The following is an 18674-nucleotide window of genomic DNA, read 5'->3' on the forward strand; positions in this document are numbered from 1 at the left end:
AAATATTCCTACAAACACCGTGGTAGTTGACCTTGTTAAATTATTACGGATTTCCGTAATAAATCCATTACAATATTTTTAAAAGCTAATGGTTAAGTATAGACCTAACAATAAATAAAATCAAAATTTAAGCATGAGATCAATTAAAAACTTATTATTATTTTCATCTGTTGCAATCCTTAACTTTAGTTGTGATGATTCTACCTCAGACGAGTTTGAAGAAGTAAACGGTAAAGTAGAAACAAAGCTAATAAGCTCAATAGATGTGGCGTCTGCCGAAAATTCAGATGATAGCAGCAGTATTATATTTTCTTATAATAGCGAGCTACAGTTGAATTCTATTTTTGATGGAACAGAAACCACTAATTTCATTTACGAAGATGGAAATTTAGCCAATGTTTCCGGTAATGTAGACAATGGTAATGTAGAAGAATTATACGAATCACCGTATGATGCTTTTGAAACTGGCCAAGTTGAGGAATATGATGAAAATGGCAATCCATCAGTGATCAAGTTTATAGAATATGACTATGATTACATGACCGGTGAAGAAGAAGTAGTGTATTACACCGCTGAAATCTCTTATGATGATAAGCCAAACCCATTTTATAAAACTGCAGAAGCAGCAGGTTTGATCGATGTTATGGATCAAATTAGATTAAATTTTGCGGCAGCACCACAAGCAGAAGAAATTGTAAGGGCCAAAGCATTGTTCCCAAACAACAATCCGTCACAAGTACTATATAAAAATGAGGAAGGTGAAATAGAGTACACCATCAACATGTCATATACTTATGACGGTGATTACCCTACAACTGCAACGGTTTCAACAGTATCTGAGCATTCAGATGAGAATGAAACTTACGTAACCACATTTTCTTATATAGGTGAATAAATAAAATAAATTGGATAAATTAAAAAGCAGCCGATAAGGCTGCTTTTTTTGTTTTTATAATTATTGGGACTAAAATCACATAGAATTTATATCCAATTTTTGTATTTCCTAATTAAATGTTAAATTGAGGCTGCCCTTAATATTAGTATACTAAAGTTCCCCCAGAATCTATTAGTGTTGCTCTTTATTAATGGGCTTTTTTTACCCTTTGATTGCACAAAAACTTTTTAGCATAATCTTTTCACCTTTACCTCAATAAAGAAAATGCTGCTAGAAGTAAATATAGCAGAGGTTTAGCATTGACAATTCATTGGCGTAATAAATAATTTTTCAATTAACTTTAATAGGTATATGTGTTGGGTAAGGTATTTCAATTCCCAAATTCAAAAGAATATTCCTAAATTTAGGCAAACACTAAAATAAATGCATTTGTAAACAATGGCAAAAATTGAAATTAAAGGTTCCCCCGAAGAGCTAGAAAGAGTAGCCACTTTCTTGGCAAACAATAACGTAAAATTTGATATTGTCAATGATTACGGAAACCACTCTTTAGAAGATTTAGATAAGTATGCGCATTTAAAATCAAGGTTCTCTGACCCAGTGCCAGAAAATTAGGATAAGATATGAAAGGCTTACAACAAATTAAATCTGAAATAGATCAGCTGGCGAACAATAGCAATAAGACCGAGTTAGAAGTGGTTGATGCTCTACATAAATACTACTTCAATAAAGCCGTTACGGCAGAAATAAAACACTACAAAAAGAAAACTAAAAAGGTGGCGCAAATTACCAAAGACCTTAAAATAAGTCATCGTAGGTTTTATAAAATATTGGAAGATAAAAAAGTAGAGTTTACCAAATACAACAAGTCTAAGGACGATGTTGAAGAATAGCGGTTATACCTAAATCATGGACTTGCCAAAAAAGAAATGAAATGACCAAAGAAGCCTTAGCTAAATTAAGTACCCAAGAACTGCTTAAAAAGCATACAGCAGCCAAAACTATGGTATGGCTCTTGGCAATTGTATTGTTCGGAATTTTACTCTTTTTGATCTACGTATCTATACAAGATGGCTTAACTCCGTTATTGGCAGTTCCGTTTGCATTGTCGGCAATTATTCCATTGAATGTAAAGCATATGAATACCTTTAAAAAGGAATTGGATTCCAGATTGTAAAACACCTCAGAGCAAGCCCATGAGGCATTCAAAGGAAACAAACTATTAAATTCGAGGCAAGCCTCGGGATATTATACCCTTTGGCGGTGCCAATAAATAAAGTAATATGAGAAAAGCAATTTTTATTATTGGTATGGTTATAGCAATAATTGAAATAGCCTATAGCTTTGTTAGCAACAGTGAAACAGGTCAGTTTTTTGGAATTGACATGAATATCTGGATTTTCCGTTTAATTTGGGTTGCCCTATTTGGTGTGGTATTTAACGGGTATCTTAAGGAAAGCAAGAATGGATAACTCCTTAAGAATTTGTACAAATTTAACCTAATTATAGTTTAATCTGACGCAAAGAGGTAATTACGTTTAACTGTTAGCAAACACTATGTTTTTCGACTCACACCCATATGAAAAAGAGGAAGTTCAAAATTAGTGATGTCATATTTGTGGGGTTTATTGTTTTACTATTAATACCACAGACCAGAACACCTATTCAAGTAGCGGTCAATAAACTAAAAGTAGCGGTTTGGTCGCCCAGTTTAGAAGACGCCAATGACCAAGATCAAGTGGCGCCATTTCAATACGCGGTTACAGATTTGCAAGGCGCTTCAAGAAATATTGCCGTTGGTGAAGGCAAGGTTACCTTCATTAGTTATTGGGCAACTTGGTGTCCGCCCTGTATTGCAGAATTACCAGGAATTCAAGAGTTGTATAAAGACTACGGGGACAAAGTCAATTTTATACTATTGACCCAAGAAGAACCAGAAAAAGTGGAGCGGTTTGTTCGTAAGAAAGGTTATGAGCTACCTATCTATTTTCCACAAATGCAGACTCCGGCAATTTTACAAGAAAACAGTATACCTACCAATTATGTAATTGATGCTCAAGGTACCATCATCATTAAGGAGACCGGAGCAGCGGATTGGAACAGTTCTAAAGTGAGAAATTTGCTGAATGAGTTGATGGCAAAGTAATAGTTTAAAATAAAAAAAGCCGAAAACTGAATTCCGGCCTTTCCCACATTTCCCAATCAAAGAAACATCAATCAATCATTTCACTAAGTACTTTTCCATCTTCATTGAAAACAACGTCCTTTTCGTTGTTCCATCCTTTTTCAAGTTCTACTTCATATGTTGAACTTCCGTTTACCGTAGTTTTTTCAATGGAATCTACTTTATACCCGGCATAGCTTCCGCTTATGGCCGTTTTAATCGTTTGTGGTAATTCTGCCTCGGTCAATTCTTGTTCCGTTCTCGTAGTAGTACCATCTGTAGCGTACCATATTTCATGTTCATTTTTATTCATATCGAATTCTACTTTATAAGACTGTCCGTCCATTTCCCACTCCACATCGGTAGCCTGAGGAAAACTTTTCTGAAAATTCTGTTTTAAATTTGATGGTACATTACTAGGGTTCATATCCTGCGCAAATATTGAGAATGCACCAAGTAATGTAAAAGCTGCAGTTATTATATTTCTATTCTTCATAATCAGATAATTTTTAAATTCAGTTCAAAGAAAAGAACCAAATCTAGAAGAAATTGGGAATGGAATTGATGTGCTCAATTTTAACAACTATTTAGTACTGCAACATTATTCCCATATCTTTCTAGAATTCTTTTATATTATTGATGCAAATAATGATGCCATGAAAATTCTAATTATAGAAGATGAACCCCAAATGCTACAGAATATGCGCCAAACGTTAGAGCGTGAACAGTATACTGTAGAAACGGCTTCTGATTATGAAACGGCAAAATCTAAAATTGGCATTTACGATTATGATTGTATTTTGTTGGATATCACCTTGCCCGATGGGAACGGACTAGAATTGTTAAAACTTGTAAAACAACTTGGCAAAGATGATGGTGTAATCATTGTTTCGGCAAAAGATTCTTTAGATGATCGTATTAAGGGCCTTAATTTAGGAGCGGATGATTATTTGCCAAAACCTTTTCATATGGCTGAGTTACATGCACGTGTAAACGCCATAGTTCGTCGAAGAACTTTTGACGGTAATAAATTTATAGAGATAGGCAATATAAACATTGATCCAGACAGTAGAAGTGTACATATCAATGAAAATGAAGTAGTACTTAACAGAAAGGAATATGATGTACTATGGTATATGGTAGCTAATAAAACAAGGCTGGTGACCAAGACCGCATTGGCAGAACATGTTTGGGGCGATCATATTGACCAAACCGATAGTTTCGACTTTATTTATTCGCAAATAAAGAATTTACGTAAAAAGCTGTCAGATGCAGCTGCCACAATTGAAATTGAGGCGGTTTATGGTGTGGGTTACAAATTACTGGTCTTATAATCAGCAGGTACTATGAAACTTCTAAACCACACCACAAAATATTTTGCCTTACTACTCATAGTTCTTATTTCCGTTTGGGCGGTTATCTTCTATTTTGCCATGATAGATGAGGTGTACGACAGTTTAGATGATGGCTTGGAAAACCAAAAAGAACTAATTATTGATGCGGTAAAAATAGATCCCAGTTTATTGCAGGATACGGAGTTTGGGGTAAACAACTATACCATTAAAAGGGTAGCTCCAGTTAGTCACGACATCAATAAGGATAGTTATCGCGATACTTTAATGTACATGCAGAATGAAGATGAGTTTGAGCCCATTAGAATGCTTGAAAGTACTTTTGTGCAAGATGACACCTATTATAAGATCAAGCTTATAACGTCAATGGTGGAAGAAGATGATCAGATAGAGAACCTGTTTACTTATTTAGTGGGGCTGTATTTGGCGTTGGTATTGAGTATTGTGGTCCTTAATAATTTGGTCTTGAAAAAGGTGTGGAAACCATTCTATTCCTTAATTGATAAATTAAAAGGATTTAGAATTGAAAAAGACGAACCAATCCAACAAGAGCCCACGGATATAGATGAGTTTAACCTACTGAACCAAAGTGTAGAAAAGTTAACCAAGAAATCTCGCGATAGTTATATTGCACAAAAGGAGTTCATTGAAAATGCCGCACATGAGTTACAGACCCCGTTGGCCATTGCAATGAATAAACTAGAACTTCTATTGGAGAAAAATGAACTTACAGGGCATCAGACCCAAGAAATAGGAGGAGTTCTTGATAACCTCACCCGTTTAACACGCCTGAACAAGTCGCTATTATTACTGTCTAAAATAGATAACCGTCAGTATTTGGAAGAGGAGGATATTGATTTTAATGCACTTATAGAGAAAGTCGCGGCAGATTTTTTAGATTTTGCCACCCATAAGAACATGCAGGTCAATGTAATATCTAATGCCAAAATCCGGTATACCATGAATACCGATTTGGCAATTATAATGGTCACCAACCTCATTAAAAATGCCATAATCCATGGCGAAGAAGGTAAGGAAGTAGCCATTGTAATTGATGAAAATAGTGTAACCATCAAAAATTATGGTAAAGAGAAAGCATTGGATTCCGGCGAATTATTTTCACGATTTAAAAAGGTTTCTGCAGATAGCCGTTCTACAGGGTTGGGTCTTGCCATTAGTAAAGCTATAGCTGATAAATACAACCTACAATTAAGGTATAGCTATAGCCGGCAACACCATTTTAGGATTCTATTTAAGGTAAAGGGTTAAGGTTTTTATAAAAAACGGATCAAAGCGCATTAGTTCCTATTTCTTTACAGATTTGAAGGCTATTTTTATATAAATAGTTTTAAATAAAGGAATTATGACAACTAAGAATGCAACATTGAATATGGCTAAAGTAAAATTTTGGACCATTGCAGCCATTGTTTTAGGTATGGGTTTCCTTTTTATGAACTTTAGAGATTGGTTACCCTATGATAGTGCTAATAAGGCAGTATATGAAATTTCAGAAAGATGGGAGTTGCCGGCAGAATTACGGGAAGTTTCAGGTATTTCATGGGTAAGTGAACATCAAATAGCTGCAATACAAGATGAAGACGGTATTATTTATATCTATGATCTTGAGCAGAGAAAAGTAGTAGAGGAAATTGAATTTGGCAACGCAGGTGATTATGAAGGCCTTGCCGTAAAAGGAAACAATGCCTATGCGCTTGAAAGTGATGGTACAATAACCATTATTGAGAATTTTCAAAATAATGATAGGAAGGTTACCGAGTATAAAACCAGGTTTAATGAAAAGAACAACATGGAAAGTCTTTGGTTGGATTTATCCGCAAATCAACTATTGATGATCCCCAAAGACCGTGATATAGATGCTGATAATACAAAAGGTGTTTATGCCTTCTCATTAAGCGAGTTCACTATGGGTTATAATCCAGTAATGCAACTAGATATGGATGATGAGGTATTAAAACACTTTAGGGAGAAAAAGATTTATAATAATTTTAGACCATCTGATATTGCAATTCATCCGCAAACAAAAGAAATATACATGCTAGAAGGGGCTAAACCCAAACTGTTGATATTGGATAAAAACGGAGTGGCTAAGAATGGGTATAGTTTAAGCAAGAAAGTATTTCCGCAACCAGAAGGCATTACTTTTAGCCCAGATGGAGACCTGTATATCTCAAGTGAAGGAAAAAAAGATGGTGTGGGCACCATCACAAAATTAAAATTGTTGCTTTAATTATATGCCAAACAAAGAAGCCGATACATCTAAAAGTAAGCTACCATTATATATCTCTATAGGTATTTTGGTGGCGTTGGTAATAGCTTATTTTGTAGTGCCCAGTGTACAAGATTTTTTAAATGAAGCATGGTCTGTTTTAACAAGTGATAATGAAGAGCGCATTCAGCAATGGGTATCTGGATTTGGATGGTTTGGTCCGGTAGTACTGGTGTTGGCCATGGTAGCCCAACTGTTTCTTTTGGTAGTGCCCAGTATTTTGCTAATGGTTGTTTCGGTATTGGCATATGGTCCCGTTTGGGGCAGTGTAATCATCATTGTTTCCGTATTTGCCGCTTCTACGGTAGGTTACTTTATAGGTAGTTATTTTGGCGATGCATTCGTGAAGAAAATTATAGGAAAGAAATCTGAAAAAAAAGTAGTATCATTTTTAGATGACTATGGGTTTTGGGCCGTAATTATTACCAGGTTGAATCCCTTTTTGTCAAATGATGCCATAAGTTTTGTTGGTGGAGTTCTAAGTATGGGGTACTGGAGGTTCATGGGGGCAACGTTGGCAGGTATATTGCCATTGACCATATTCATAGCCGTTTTTGGTAAAAATATAGACAACTTAAAAATGGGGTTGCTATGGGGTTCATTAGTGAGCTTGCTGTGTTTTATAGCTTACATTTGGTATGATAAAAAGAAAAAACCGAAAAGCAAGAAATTTAGCCAAGAGCATTCTTAATGTACCTAGCCATATAGTGTTTACGGTCCAGTGCTTTTTCCGCAAAATTAAAGAGACTAAGACAACGGTCTAAATTCTGATTTTCGTAGCTGACTTTGTAATATGTATTGTTGTTCAAATAGTCGGTCAACGCCCGTAAGCCATGAATAAAGGGCATAAATACAGCACCAAGCGGAAGACTTTCCTTTTCGGCTGATGATAAAATGGGTCCGTTAGATGCCAGGCCGTCTACAAATGAAGTAAACAATGCTTCGTTAAATGTAATTAAGCTATGATCTTGCTCATCTTCGGCAGCAGTATTGACAATGGTTCTAATGGCATCACCAAAATCATAAAAGAAAAATCCCTGCATTATAGTGTCCAAATCAATTAGGCACAATGCTTTTTCAGATGTTTTTGAGAAGAGAATATTATTAAGCTTTGTATCATTATGGCAAACTCTAGTGGGTAGGCTACCTGTATTTAAATGGGCAAGCTCGGTTATAAAATGCTGTGATTTTTTGATAGCTTTATCGGCAACATTAAGCTTTTCTTTGGTAGCATTTTGCAAGGCTTGTTTAAACTCATCTTTTCTGTGAGATAGCTTATGAAAATTTGGCAACGTGTCTTCAATAAGAGTTGTATCAATATGTTGTAATAGTTGATGAAACTTACCAATAATACGACCCGCCTCAAATGCGGTAGTTGGGTTGGTAGTGGTATTATACGTAGTACTGTTGGGAATAAAGGTCATCATTCGCCAAAACTCATCGTTTTGAACAAGATAATTTTTGTCGCTTCTCGTTTTTAGAAAAGTTATTTGTTCATAGTCATCAGCATTTAGAACGGGCAATGTAAATTGAATATTTGCCATTAAAATACCGGCATTTTTAAATACCTGTGTGTTGATTTTCTGAAGGATATACTGCTCACCATCATCTTCTTTTACTAAATAAGTGTCATTGATAAGTCCGTTATTTAGCGGTGTCCACTGGGTAGAATTTCCGTTGAGGTTGAATTCAACCAGTATTTTTTTGATAGATGCCGAAGTCATTTATATGAAACAAGTTTAAGCATTTAAAGGTATAGAAAAAGGGGCTTTTGCGGTATAATAAATATACTTGTTTGATGATGAGGCGCGAATATTTAGTAAGAATATTCTATAATTTATGCAGTTGGCCTAATAATAATACGATTTTGAAAATAAAGTAGTTAGTATCATAACCAATTATAATTCCCCCAAGAATGAACAAGATTAAAACCTGTTTAAAGGTGGCTGTATTATGTATTACTTCTACATATGTACACGCCCAATGTGAAGTTTTTAAGAGTGAAATTAGCGATGTACAGCATTATATGCAGCAAGTGAGTCAGCTTTCGGATTCGCTCAGTACTTCTGCGGAAATTGCCGCTTTTGATGCTTCTTTGACCAAAGCAAGAAAGAACACCAAAACTGTAATGCTTTTAATGGGACAAGCGGTGAACGCTGCGGATGAGGCAGTAATTTTAGCATCTGAAGCGCAATACGATTCTGAAAGTTGCGGTTTGGCAGAAGCCATTAGCTATACCATAGATGCTGAAAAGCATGCTATAGATACGAGAGACTTTTCTGCAGAAGCTTTTGAAAATGTAAAGAGTGCCGCAAAAGCGCGTAACCTAGGAAATTTACAATATCATATGCGCATTGCGCAACGCTTAATAAAAGAGGCGCAAGAGTCTGCAGATGCTTCTGTTTACGCTGCGGATAATGCACATTACAGTTGTAGCCATGATCAGGATCACGCAAGTTTAGAGAAGTAATTTTACTTCTCTTTTTTGTTGACCAGACCTTTGGTAAATTCATTTAGGGTTTCAACTTTTTCTTCAAAATCGCCCTTTATGGTTTTTCTAAATTCGTTGAGGTTTTTAACCAGGTCATCAATATTTTCCGGTATAACATCTTCAAAAAACTGTCGTAGCCTTTTGGCCGTGGTTGGGGATTTACCGTTTGTTGAAATCGCCACTTTCACATTCCCTTTGGTAACAATACCGCCCATGTAAAAATCACAGTATGGTGGGTTGTCCGCAACATTTACTAAAATTTGCCTTTCTCTACAATCATGATATACCTGTTCATTTACGGGTACGTTATCGGTAGTGGCAATGGCAATGTGTTTTCCTTTTAAAAATGATGCATCGTAAGTAGCATTGTGCATCTTAATATTGAATTTATTGGCAAGTTCAATGGTTTCGTCCCTAAACATAGGTGCCACCATTTCTACTTGTGCATTAGGGCTAGACTTTAGAAGAAAAGTGAGTTTCTCTAGAGCCACATTGCCCCCACCAATTATTAAGATATGCAGGTTAGATACTTTTAAAAATATGGGATATAGCTCATTCCGTTCCATATGAAATTTTGTTTTCTTCTGTTTTGTAATTGATAGTAACACGTGTGCCCCTACCTATTTCTGAATTTATAAAAAGGCGTCCGTTGATATAATCTATACGTTCTTTCATAAAGAAAAGCCCCATGCCACCCTCACTATTGTTCTTTGGCAATTGAGCTAATAAAGTGTCATCAAAACCTTTTCCATCATCATCAATAACCACACTTAATATAGGATAAGAGTAATTTAAGGTAACCAAAATATAATTAGATTCGGCATACTTTATAGCATTGTTCACCGCTTCTTGTGTTACTCTATAAATGTTGGTTTCTGCCAAAGAGTCAAATCTAATGTTGGCATCTGTCTTATTTTTGAAGAGAATGGTCTTACCGGTCAATTTAGACAGTTCGGCAGTCATTTTCTGTAAAGCGGGAAAAATACCATGATCACCAAGTTCTGGTGGGGTAAGGTTAAAAGTAGCGGTTCTCACCCCTTTAATTAAATCTGATGTCAGTGCCTTTAAATAGGCGATTTTTTCTTTTGTCTTGGTCTTATCCTCAGTGTCAATGGACTCAATATTGAACTTTAGAGCGGTCAACATTTGTCCAATACCATCATGAATATCTTTTGCAATACGTTTGCGTTCTTCTTCTTGTCCCTCTACGATTTGACTTGCCTGCAGTTTTTTCTGTTGCATACGCTCCTCAAAATTCTGCTGGGTCAATTCTTGTACTTTTAGCTGGTTTTCTTTTCGTTCTGTGATATCTGAACATAGAATTAAAATATCCTGTTCTAGAGTAGAATGGTGCATGGGAACAATAGACATGTCCAACCATATGGTTGTGCCTTTAGTGGTCACTACCTGCAACTCCTCTTTTCTAATGATATTTTTTCTGTTGATTTTTAGAACCTCTTTTAGATACGATTGCTGACCCTCTTCTACCGTTAGAATTTCTGAAATCGGCTTGTTTACCGGGGTGTTCGTGTGCCCTAATAGGTCAAGAAATTTTTTACTGATAAATACAATGCTACCGTCTTTACGTATACTGGCAAAAAGGGCGGCATTGTCAATTACGAAATTCAGCTCTTGTAGTTCTTTTAGCGAGCGTTCTTTTTCGTCATAGAGGGTTTGTATTTTTTCGAGCTGATTTTTAGACTCCGCATCTTTTCCTATTAAATGGCCAATGGTATTTTTGATTTGGATGGATAAGGGCCTGAAAATAACAAAGATTTCAAGTAGAAGAATCAGTAGCGAAAAAGCAAGCAGCCAATATTCTTTTCGTTTTAATTTTTGAAGCTGTTCGTTACTTCGTGCATCATACTCATTAACAATTTGGTCCATGAGGTTTAAAAACTGACGCTCATTATTTAATAAGGTGTCTAAATCTGCTTGCTCTACCGGTGCATTAATATTTTGTTGATGAGTGAATAATACATGTTCTATGGCATTGACCATGGCATTATGATGCGGATCAAGTTTTTTGAACAATGATTGTACTTTGGGGTCATCTTCATAAGGCAGGTTAAAGGAGGCATCGCCTAAGTGAAGGCCCATATGGGAAACTTTCCAAATTTCTAGGGTTTTTGCAATTTCTGAAAGCACTAATTTTTTCTCCTCAGGGTTGTTCAGTGCTTTTAATAGCAAAGTCTCTTTAGTCAATTTTTGACTAAAGGCACGTTGCCTACCCGCAATGTTTATAAGTTGAGAATCTCCAGATTGTGCCTTTAAATGTAGTTGAATAAGTACTTGGGCAATAATTACCGTAAGCGCAATAGCTGCCAATGCCAATAGGTACCATTTACGTATACGTATAAACGTAGCGGTGTCCAATGGTATGTTACGCTCGTTATGGTCCATAAAAAAGCAATCGTATATTAAACTAGGCGTGTAGGGCCTTGGTAATTAAGTCTAAAGAGAATTTAGAAAGGGGAAGTTTTAGAGCTGCTTCTTGACCCTTGGTTGACATTTTTCTCCATGTTTTTTGAAGAATATCAATAGTTTTGTCCTCTGGGTGTTTATGGGCAAAGGGTTCAAAATAGAACTCTAAAAAGACCAAACAAATAACATCTTCCAAAGTTTGGGTTTCTTCGTTTTTCTTTAGTTGTTTTTTTTGTAAAAGAAATTTGACATTGTTAATGGTTTCCTTGTCATAGCCTATATCTTCTAAAATAGAAGCGGCTTTTGTGGCATGAAATTTTTTTAATTCTTGTCTCCATCTCAAATACCCTTCACGGTTCATCTCGTAAGACTCCCTAGGAATTTCCCATCTACAGATATGTTGACATCTTGCGGTTAGGCGTAATGCTTCAGATGCATTGGGGTCAAAGGCATTTAGCCTTTCTGTCATACGTATACCGTACAAAACTTCTTTTGGGTAGGTAGCACCTTCAAAAACTTCGGTATTAGGATCTTGCTTATTGGCTTCGTCAAATTGTTGAAATGCTAGTAGTAATTTATCTGTGGTCGCCATAGTCTTTTATTTACTCAAAGCTATTCAGAAAAGCCAACATACACAAAGTCCGACTCTATTTTTACAGGATATGTAGCAATGGGATCTAAAGTCCCATTTAAATTTTCTCCGGTTTTTAAGGAAAATGTATTCTTGTGAAGTGGGCAGGCCACTTTAGCTTCCATATTTTCTTCACCGATCATACCTCTGGAAAGTACCATTTCCATTTTATGAGGACAAAGGTTTTGGCAGGCGTACCAAGTACCTTCTCTTGTAAAATTAAATACGGCGATCTGTTTGTCCTTATATTTTATACAAGCTCCGCCATTCTTAGGAAATTTGGAAATTGGCGCGGCCTTGAACCAAACCTTAACATCACTGGCAGCTACACTTGCATACGTATTCAAAACAGATAAAGACATAATTTCGTTTTTTTGATTTTTAATAAATTTCTACACTTAGATGATTGCAATAATGGTTTATAAATAACCAACAACTGTCAACCATCAACCTTTACGCCCACTCCTTTGGCATTTTTTGTTCTCTTAAAGACACAAATTCAATATTGTTATCCGTTTCTTCAGAATTGACAAAGTGTGTATAGCGCTCTCTTATTTCTGGAGTTTCTACCGCTTCTTTCCATTCACATACATAAGAATCTACCAAGGCTTGCATTTCAGCATCCAATTCATCAACAATGCCCAAAGAGTCGTTGATAACAACGTTTTGTAAATAGGTAATACCACCTTCTAATTTCTCTAACCAAGGTGCGGTTCTTTGTAAAGGTTGCGCTGTTTTTATGTAGAACATAATAAAACGATCTACGTATTTGATGGCGGTTTCCTTGTCAACTTTTTCAGCAAGTAAAAGGGCATGTTTAGGCGTAGCACCGCCATTACCGCCTACATAAACATTCCATCCGCCTTCAACGGCAATGAATCCGAAGTCTTTGCCCCTTGCTTCTGCACATTCACGAATACAACCCGAAACGCCACCTTTAAATTTATGAGGTGATCGTATGCCTTTGTATCGGTGTTCTATTTCAATAGCAAAACTTACGCTTTCATCCATACCATAGCGGCACCATGTAGATCCCACACAACTTTTCACTGTACGTAAAGATTTTCCATAAGCTTGGCCTGTTTCAAATCCTTCGGCAATCAATTCTTCCCAAATAGGAGGTAATTCGTGCAGTTTTGCTCCAAACATATCTATGCGCTGGCCACCGGTAATTTTGGTGTAGAGGTCATATTTTTGAGCTATTCTTCCAATGGCCATTAATTGTTTAGGTGTAATCTCTCCGCCAGCAACCCTAGGTACAACAGAGTAGGTACCGTTACGTTGTATATTGGCCAAATAACGGTCATTACTATCCTGTATGGTTTCTTGCCTGTTGGCGGTTTCATTATATAGACTAGCAAATATTGCGGCAACTGCAGGCTTACATACCTCGCAACCATGCCCGGTACCTACTTCATCTAATAGGGTATCATAATCAGTAATTCCCTTTAATTTGGCAAGATCAAAAAGCTCTTGGCGAGAATAATCAAAATGTTCGCACAAGCGCTCTTTTACCGTTTTCCCTAAAGTCTTTAAGCTCTCCTTGATTAAATCTGCCACCATAGGTTTACACCCGCCACAACCTGTTGTTGCCTTTGTGGCTTTGGCTACATCTTTCATGGTTTCATTGCCATCTTCTAATACAGAACAGCAAACTTGGCCTTTGGTAACCGCTTCACAAGAACAAATAACTGCTGTATCGGGCAGGTCCATGGCACTACCAAAAGCAGAGCCGCCTTCACCTCTAGAACCAAAGATCAGTTCTTCAGCGTTATCGGGCAGTGGCATATTGTTCAAATACATTTGGTGTAAAATGCTATAATCTTCTGCATCGCCCACCATTATTCCCCCTAAAAGGGTTTTACCGTCATGGCTTACGTTTATTCTTTTATAGATACCCTTTGTTTTGTTCTCGTAGATAATGGAAAGTCCCTTTTCCGCAGGCATATAAGGAATACCGAAACTGGCAACATCAACACCTATTAATTTCAGTTTGGTAGACATATCTATTTCCGGTTTCATGACAACCTCGTTTTGCTCAAGAATTTGATTTACGGCCACCTCGGCCATTTCATAGCCCGGAGCCACTAAACCGTAGATCATTTGGTTGTATAACGCTACTTCACCAATGGCAAATATAGTTGGGTCAGAGGTTTGCATTTTATCGTTGACCACTATACCGCCACGCACGCCCATTTCTAGATTACAGGTTTTGCCCAATTCATCTCTTGGACGTATACCGGCGGAAATGACCAACATATCTACATCTAGTTTATCATCTTCGCCAAAGTCCATACCTGTAATGGCGCCATTGCCCATAATACTATTGGTAGCTTTTCCTGTATGTATGGCAATACCTATGGATTCCAATGTTAATTGTAGTACGTTACTACTTCTGGAATCTAGTTGTCTAGGCATTAATTTTGGAGCAAATTCAACCACATGCGGTTCTAGCCCCATGTCCATGACAGCTTTTCCTGCCTCTAGGCCAAGTAGTCCGCCACCAAGAATAGCCGCTTTACCGTTAGGTTTAGCTTTTTTAATTTCTTCGGCATATGCTAGCATTGCCTCTAGGTCTTCTATGGTTCTATAAACAAAGACACCTTTTTTCTCTACGCCTTGTATTGGAGGAACAAATGGAGCAGAACCCGTAGCCAATACCAGGTAGTCATATTTAAATTCTTTTTCACTGGCGGTAGTAATGGTCTTTTTACTTCTGTGGATATCGGTGACCCTTTCATTGACCACTAATTCTATATCATTGTCCGCGTACCATTCCAAGGGAGCCATTTCTAGAGCTTTGGCATCTCTATTTTCAAAGAATTCGCTTAAGTGAACCCTATCATAGGCTGCGCGTGGTTCTTCACCAAAAACAATTAGTTTAAAATGTTTGCTTTCTTCCCTTGCGGCAAATTTTTCACAGAATTTGTATCCTACCATTCCGTTACCGACAACAATTATTGTTTTCATACCCATATTGTTTAGCTACTTAGCAATATTACGTATAAATACGTATATAAATACTGATTTTATGAAAATAATTACGTATTCTTGTTGAAGAATCGATAATTAATAATGCTAAATACTATGAAGATGGAATTAGAAAAAACGGCAAAAGTAAGTTTAGTAGGTGCGGGTCCAGGAGCTAAAGACCTAATAACTATAAGGGGTTTGAAGGTTTTGAACCAAGCCGATATTATTTTGTACGATGCATTGATCAGTGATGATCTATTATCTGAAATACGTACTGATATACCTAAGATATTTACGGGTAAAAGATGTGGTCAACATTCGCATTCCCAAGATGAAATCAATGAATTAATAGTAAAATATGCCTTTGAATACGGTCATGTGGTACGTTTAAAAGGTGGCGATCCTTTTGTATTTGGCAGGGCAAATGAGGAAATAGAATATGTAGAGTCATTTGGCATACCTGTTAGTGTAGTTCCTGGAATTTCCAGTGCTATAGCTGTACCATCTAGTCAAGGCATACCGATGACCAAAAGAGGAATAAGTAGTAGTTTTTGGGTGATGACGGCAACTAAAAGAGATGGTACGTTTTCGCAAGATTTGCAATATGCAGCAAAATCTTCTGCCACTATGGTTGTTTTAATGGGCATTAGAAAACTTGATGAAATAGTGAAAGAAGTTAGTAAATATAGGGGTTCAATGACGCCTATTGCGGTAATTCAAAACGGAACTACCCAACATGAAAAATGTTATGTAGCTACTTTAGATACATTGAACAATAGTATAAGGGAGGTTGATGTTACCAAACCGGGAATTATTGTCATTGGAGACGTGGTAGCTGATCATCCATCATTTTTTGAAGAAGAAGTACAGCGTATTCTACACCATGCTATTTAATCAAATAAAGGAGATTTCACCTTTATAGTAGTCTAATAAAAGGTAAACGGCAAGGTATTTTAGTGACAGAAATTACACTATTTCAATTTTTTTGAGCATTTATTTAGAATCGAATAATTGTAACAGGCTCATTTCCTTAATTCCTCAAAAATACGTAGTAATTTAAAATTATATTAAAAACTACGTATAATTACGTATTATTTATAGTAGGTTTGTATGCATTCAATAACGCAATCTGCTATATTATGGAAAATCAATCTAAAAAGTCCACCACCTTAAATTTAACGAATATAAAGAGTTTACCCATTCGTACTTTTTGGATAACTTCAATTGCATTTTTCATTTGCTTTTTTGCATGGTTCGGTATTGTGCCCTTCATGCCAGATGTTGTTAAAGATTTAGGGTTGACTCCCGATCAAAAATGGAACTCAATTATATTGGCGGTTACAGGAACCGTTTTCGCTAGACTATTAATAGGAAAGCTTTGTGATAAATATGGTCCTAGGTTATGTTATACCTATTTATTGATACTAGGTGCCATTCCTGTAATCCTTATCGGTTTTGTGCAAACGCCGCTTCAATTTTTAATTTGCAGATTGTTTATTGGTTTTATAGGTGCTTCATTCGTAATCACCCAGTTTCATACATCTATCATGTTTGCACCCAATATTGTTGGTACCGCAAATGCAACTTCTGCCGGATGGGGTAATTTGGGTGGTGGTGCCAACCGTTTAGGTATGCCATTAATTGCTGCTGCAGTGGTAAGCTTTGGGGTTGCCGATGAAATTGCATGGAGATATTCAATGATCATTGCAGGTATCATTGCCATGCTAATGGGGCTTGTATATTATTTCTTTACCCAAGACACACCAGAAGGTAATTTTAAGGAATTAAAGGAGGCAGGTAAAATGCCGAAGCTAAAAAAAGATGAGGAATCGTTTTTAAGTGTTTTAAAAGATTATAGGGTGTGGATTCTTTTCATTGTATACGCAGCATCTTTTGGAATGGAACTTACGGTGTATGGTACCATGGATGATTACTTGCAAAACACCTTTGGGTTAACAAGGTCCACTGCGGGTAATTTAGTACTTTCTTTTGCCCTGATGAATATATTTGCCCGAACCTTGGGCGGCTTTTTCGGAGATCGTTTCGGTAGATTAAAAGGCTTGCGCGGTAGGGTACTTTTCTTAACGGTCATATTGGCTTTAGAAGGAGTTATGCTCTCCGTTTTTTCAATGGCAACAAGCTTTGCCATGGGAATTATATTTTTAATTACCTTTAGTTTAACGGTACAAATGGCAGAAGGGGCAACGTTTTCGGTAGTGCCTTTTATAAATAAAAAAGCTATTGGTTCTATCTCTGGTATTGTTGGTGCAGGTGGTAATGTAGGTGCTTTTTTGGCGGCATTATTATTAAAATCAAAATCCGCTTTGGCAGAAACCAATGCCTTGGCAGCTAACGCTAATTTAGGTGAAGAAGCAATGAAGGCGGCTCAATCTGCTGCGGCATCGGGGGCTGTTTCAAGTGGATATTTACTTATAGGTGGCTTTGTTATAGTCACGGCACTTGTTACGCTGGCCATTAAATTCTCCGCCGAAGATGAAAAACTAGTTAAGGAAGAATTACAAAAGGCAGATAAGTCCGTTATCAATTTATCGCCAAGTAGTATCTAAATTCATGTAGCTATGCGAGCAGGTGCTAATCATATATCAACACGTATATCCGATCGATCGGAGCTGCTAGATAGTGCCTGTGGATTATGCTCCAATGAAAATTGTCTTATTCAAAAGAACATTCACACTTCTAGTATTGGCAAACTAGTAAAGGCAAGAAAAGAAATAAAGTGTAAAAAAGGACAGCAATTTATTATGGAAGGAGCTTCGGTAACCGGACTCTTCTTTCTTTTAAGTGGTAAGGTTAAAGTTTTAAGGACCGGGCTACATGGTAAAGAACAAATTGTTCGTTTTGCATCTCCAGGTGAAATCATTGGGCATAGAGGTTTTGGCACAGAAGAGACCTATCCTATTAGTGCCATTGCTTTGGTAGATTGCACCTTATGTTATTTTTCAAAAGAGTTACTTCAAGAAACATTAAGGGAAACACCTGGGCTTACGTATGATTTTATGTTGTTTTATGCCAATGAACTTAATCGTAGTGAAATAAGGGTAAAATCCTTATCTCAAATGACGGTTCGTGAACGGGTTATAGACACACTATTATATATTAACCGCAAATTTGGACAGGTAAATGGGTATTCTTCACTTTTATTAAGTAGGAGGGAATATGCAGATTATGCGGGTACTACCGAGGAGCAGGTCATAAGAATGTTCTCTATTCTCAAAAAAGAGGGCTTATTGATTACCAAAGGCAAAAGAATTGGTATTGCTGATATAGCATTGCTTAAAAAAGAAATCTCAGAGCACAATTTCTATTTGGATAGTTAATAGTACGTACTATCTAATCACACATACTTACGTAGTTATTCTCAATGTCCTCAGTATTTATATACTATTGATAAAGAGATTGTTAGTTGTGAAAACTGCTTTTTCGCAGTAAATGATAT

The 18674-nt window shown here is 36.6% G+C and carries 21 protein-coding genes; 14 read left to right on the forward strand and 7 right to left on the reverse strand.

Going from position 1 to position 18674, the window contains the following annotated elements; all coding sequences use genetic code 11:
- Positions 1-133 precede the first annotated feature (133 nt).
- The 6 genes from I600_RS11185 (at position 134) to I600_RS11205 (ending at position 3041) form a co-directional block, all read left to right on the forward strand.
- A complete protein-coding gene (locus I600_RS11185) occupies positions 134-895 on the forward strand; it encodes a hypothetical protein (protein ID WP_058104617.1) in 762 nt (253 codons plus the stop codon).
- Between the two features lie 438 nt (positions 896-1333).
- Positions 1334-1510, forward strand: coding sequence for a hypothetical protein (locus I600_RS19205; RefSeq protein ID WP_156894545.1), 177 nt, complete (start codon positions 1334-1336; stop codon positions 1508-1510).
- Positions 1511-1518: 8 nt separating this feature from the next.
- Positions 1519-1788, forward strand: coding sequence for a hypothetical protein (locus tag I600_RS11190; protein ID WP_058104618.1), 270 nt, complete (start codon positions 1519-1521; stop codon positions 1786-1788).
- A gap of 41 nt (positions 1789-1829) precedes the next feature.
- Entirely contained in the window at positions 1830-2072 is a 243-nt protein-coding gene (locus I600_RS11195; protein ID WP_058104619.1) for a hypothetical protein, read from the forward strand.
- 106 nt (positions 2073-2178) lie between these two features.
- Positions 2179-2367 carry a hypothetical protein gene (locus I600_RS11200; RefSeq protein ID WP_058104620.1) on the forward strand — a complete coding sequence of 63 codons (189 nt, stop codon included), beginning with the start codon at positions 2179-2181 and terminating at the stop codon, positions 2365-2367.
- A gap of 107 nt (positions 2368-2474) precedes the next feature.
- On the forward strand, positions 2475-3041 hold the full coding sequence (locus I600_RS11205; protein ID WP_058104621.1) for a TlpA family protein disulfide reductase: 567 nt from the start codon (positions 2475-2477) through the stop codon (positions 3039-3041).
- A gap of 67 nt (positions 3042-3108) precedes the next feature.
- On the opposite strand, the gene I600_RS11210 is transcribed toward I600_RS11205, so the two are convergent.
- Entirely contained in the window at positions 3109-3555 is a 447-nt protein-coding gene (locus I600_RS11210) for a PepSY-like domain-containing protein (RefSeq protein WP_058104622.1), read from the reverse strand.
- Positions 3556-3715: 160 nt separating this feature from the next.
- Between I600_RS11210 and I600_RS11215 the strand changes: the two genes are divergently transcribed.
- From I600_RS11215 to I600_RS11230, 4 genes are all read left to right on the forward strand, one after another.
- Positions 3716-4393: a response regulator transcription factor gene (locus tag I600_RS11215; protein WP_058104623.1), complete on the forward strand. Its 678-nt coding sequence runs from the start codon at positions 3716-3718 to the stop codon at positions 4391-4393.
- Between the two features lie 12 nt (positions 4394-4405).
- Positions 4406-5680: a PorY family sensor histidine kinase gene (gene porY, locus I600_RS11220; RefSeq protein WP_058104624.1), complete on the forward strand. Its 1275-nt coding sequence runs from the start codon at positions 4406-4408 to the stop codon at positions 5678-5680.
- A gap of 94 nt (positions 5681-5774) precedes the next feature.
- Positions 5775-6659: an SdiA-regulated domain-containing protein gene (locus tag I600_RS11225; RefSeq protein ID WP_058104625.1), complete on the forward strand. Its 885-nt coding sequence runs from the start codon at positions 5775-5777 to the stop codon at positions 6657-6659.
- Between the two features lie 4 nt (positions 6660-6663).
- A complete protein-coding gene (locus I600_RS11230) occupies positions 6664-7389 on the forward strand; it encodes a TVP38/TMEM64 family protein (RefSeq protein WP_058104626.1) in 726 nt (241 codons plus the stop codon).
- Here the strand turns inward: I600_RS11230 and I600_RS11235 are convergent.
- Complete coding sequence (locus I600_RS11235; protein ID WP_058104627.1) at positions 7370-8422, reverse strand: phosphotransferase enzyme family protein; 1053 nt, start codon at positions 8420-8422, stop codon at positions 7370-7372. The two genes, I600_RS11230 and I600_RS11235, sit on opposite strands and share 20 nt — an antisense overlap.
- A 191-nt stretch (positions 8423-8613) precedes the next feature.
- On the opposite strand from I600_RS11235, the gene I600_RS11240 reads away from it, so the two are divergent.
- Positions 8614-9168, forward strand: a complete 555-nt coding sequence (locus tag I600_RS11240) for a hypothetical protein (protein WP_058104628.1) — start codon at positions 8614-8616, stop codon at positions 9166-9168.
- A gap of 2 nt (positions 9169-9170) precedes the next feature.
- Here the strand turns inward: I600_RS11240 and I600_RS11245 are convergent, their stop codons facing one another.
- The 5 genes from I600_RS11245 to nirB all read right to left on the reverse strand — a co-directional run bounded on the left by I600_RS11245 (position 9171) and on the right by nirB (position 15214).
- The gene (locus I600_RS11245; protein WP_058104629.1) at positions 9171-9755 is read right to left on the reverse strand and encodes a precorrin-2 dehydrogenase/sirohydrochlorin ferrochelatase family protein; all 585 of its coding nucleotides are present in this window, start codon (positions 9753-9755) and stop codon (positions 9171-9173) included.
- Complete coding sequence (locus I600_RS11250; protein ID WP_058104630.1) at positions 9742-11592, reverse strand: sensor histidine kinase; 1851 nt, start codon at positions 11590-11592, stop codon at positions 9742-9744. Before I600_RS11250 ends, I600_RS11245 begins: the two co-directional genes overlap by 14 nt.
- A 22-nt stretch (positions 11593-11614) precedes the next feature.
- Positions 11615-12205: a DUF4202 domain-containing protein gene (locus tag I600_RS11255; RefSeq protein WP_058104631.1), complete on the reverse strand. Its 591-nt coding sequence runs from the start codon at positions 12203-12205 to the stop codon at positions 11615-11617.
- 20 nt (positions 12206-12225) lie between these two features.
- Positions 12226-12606 (reverse strand): nitrite reductase small subunit NirD, encoded by a 381-nt coding sequence (nirD, locus tag I600_RS11260; RefSeq protein WP_058104632.1) that lies wholly within the window; start codon positions 12604-12606, stop codon positions 12226-12228.
- Positions 12607-12697: 91 nt separating this feature from the next.
- Entirely contained in the window at positions 12698-15214 is a 2517-nt protein-coding gene (gene nirB / locus I600_RS11265) for a nitrite reductase large subunit NirB (protein ID WP_058105121.1), read from the reverse strand.
- A gap of 123 nt (positions 15215-15337) precedes the next feature.
- On the opposite strand from nirB, the gene cobA reads away from it, so the two are divergent.
- From cobA to I600_RS11280, 3 genes are all read left to right on the forward strand, one after another.
- Positions 15338-16111 carry a uroporphyrinogen-III C-methyltransferase gene (cobA, locus tag I600_RS11270; protein WP_317038731.1) on the forward strand — a complete coding sequence of 258 codons (774 nt, stop codon included), beginning with the start codon at positions 15338-15340 and terminating at the stop codon, positions 16109-16111.
- A gap of 245 nt (positions 16112-16356) precedes the next feature.
- Entirely contained in the window at positions 16357-17784 is a 1428-nt protein-coding gene (locus I600_RS11275) for an MFS transporter (protein ID WP_058104634.1), read from the forward strand.
- A 12-nt stretch (positions 17785-17796) separates the two neighbouring features.
- Entirely contained in the window at positions 17797-18555 is a 759-nt protein-coding gene (locus I600_RS11280; RefSeq protein WP_058104635.1) for a Crp/Fnr family transcriptional regulator, read from the forward strand.
- Positions 18556-18674: the final 119 nt, after the last annotated feature.

Source organism: Maribacter dokdonensis DSW-8, from assembly GCF_001447995.1.
Taxonomy (GTDB): Bacteria; Bacteroidota; Bacteroidia; order Flavobacteriales; family Flavobacteriaceae; genus Maribacter; species Maribacter dokdonensis.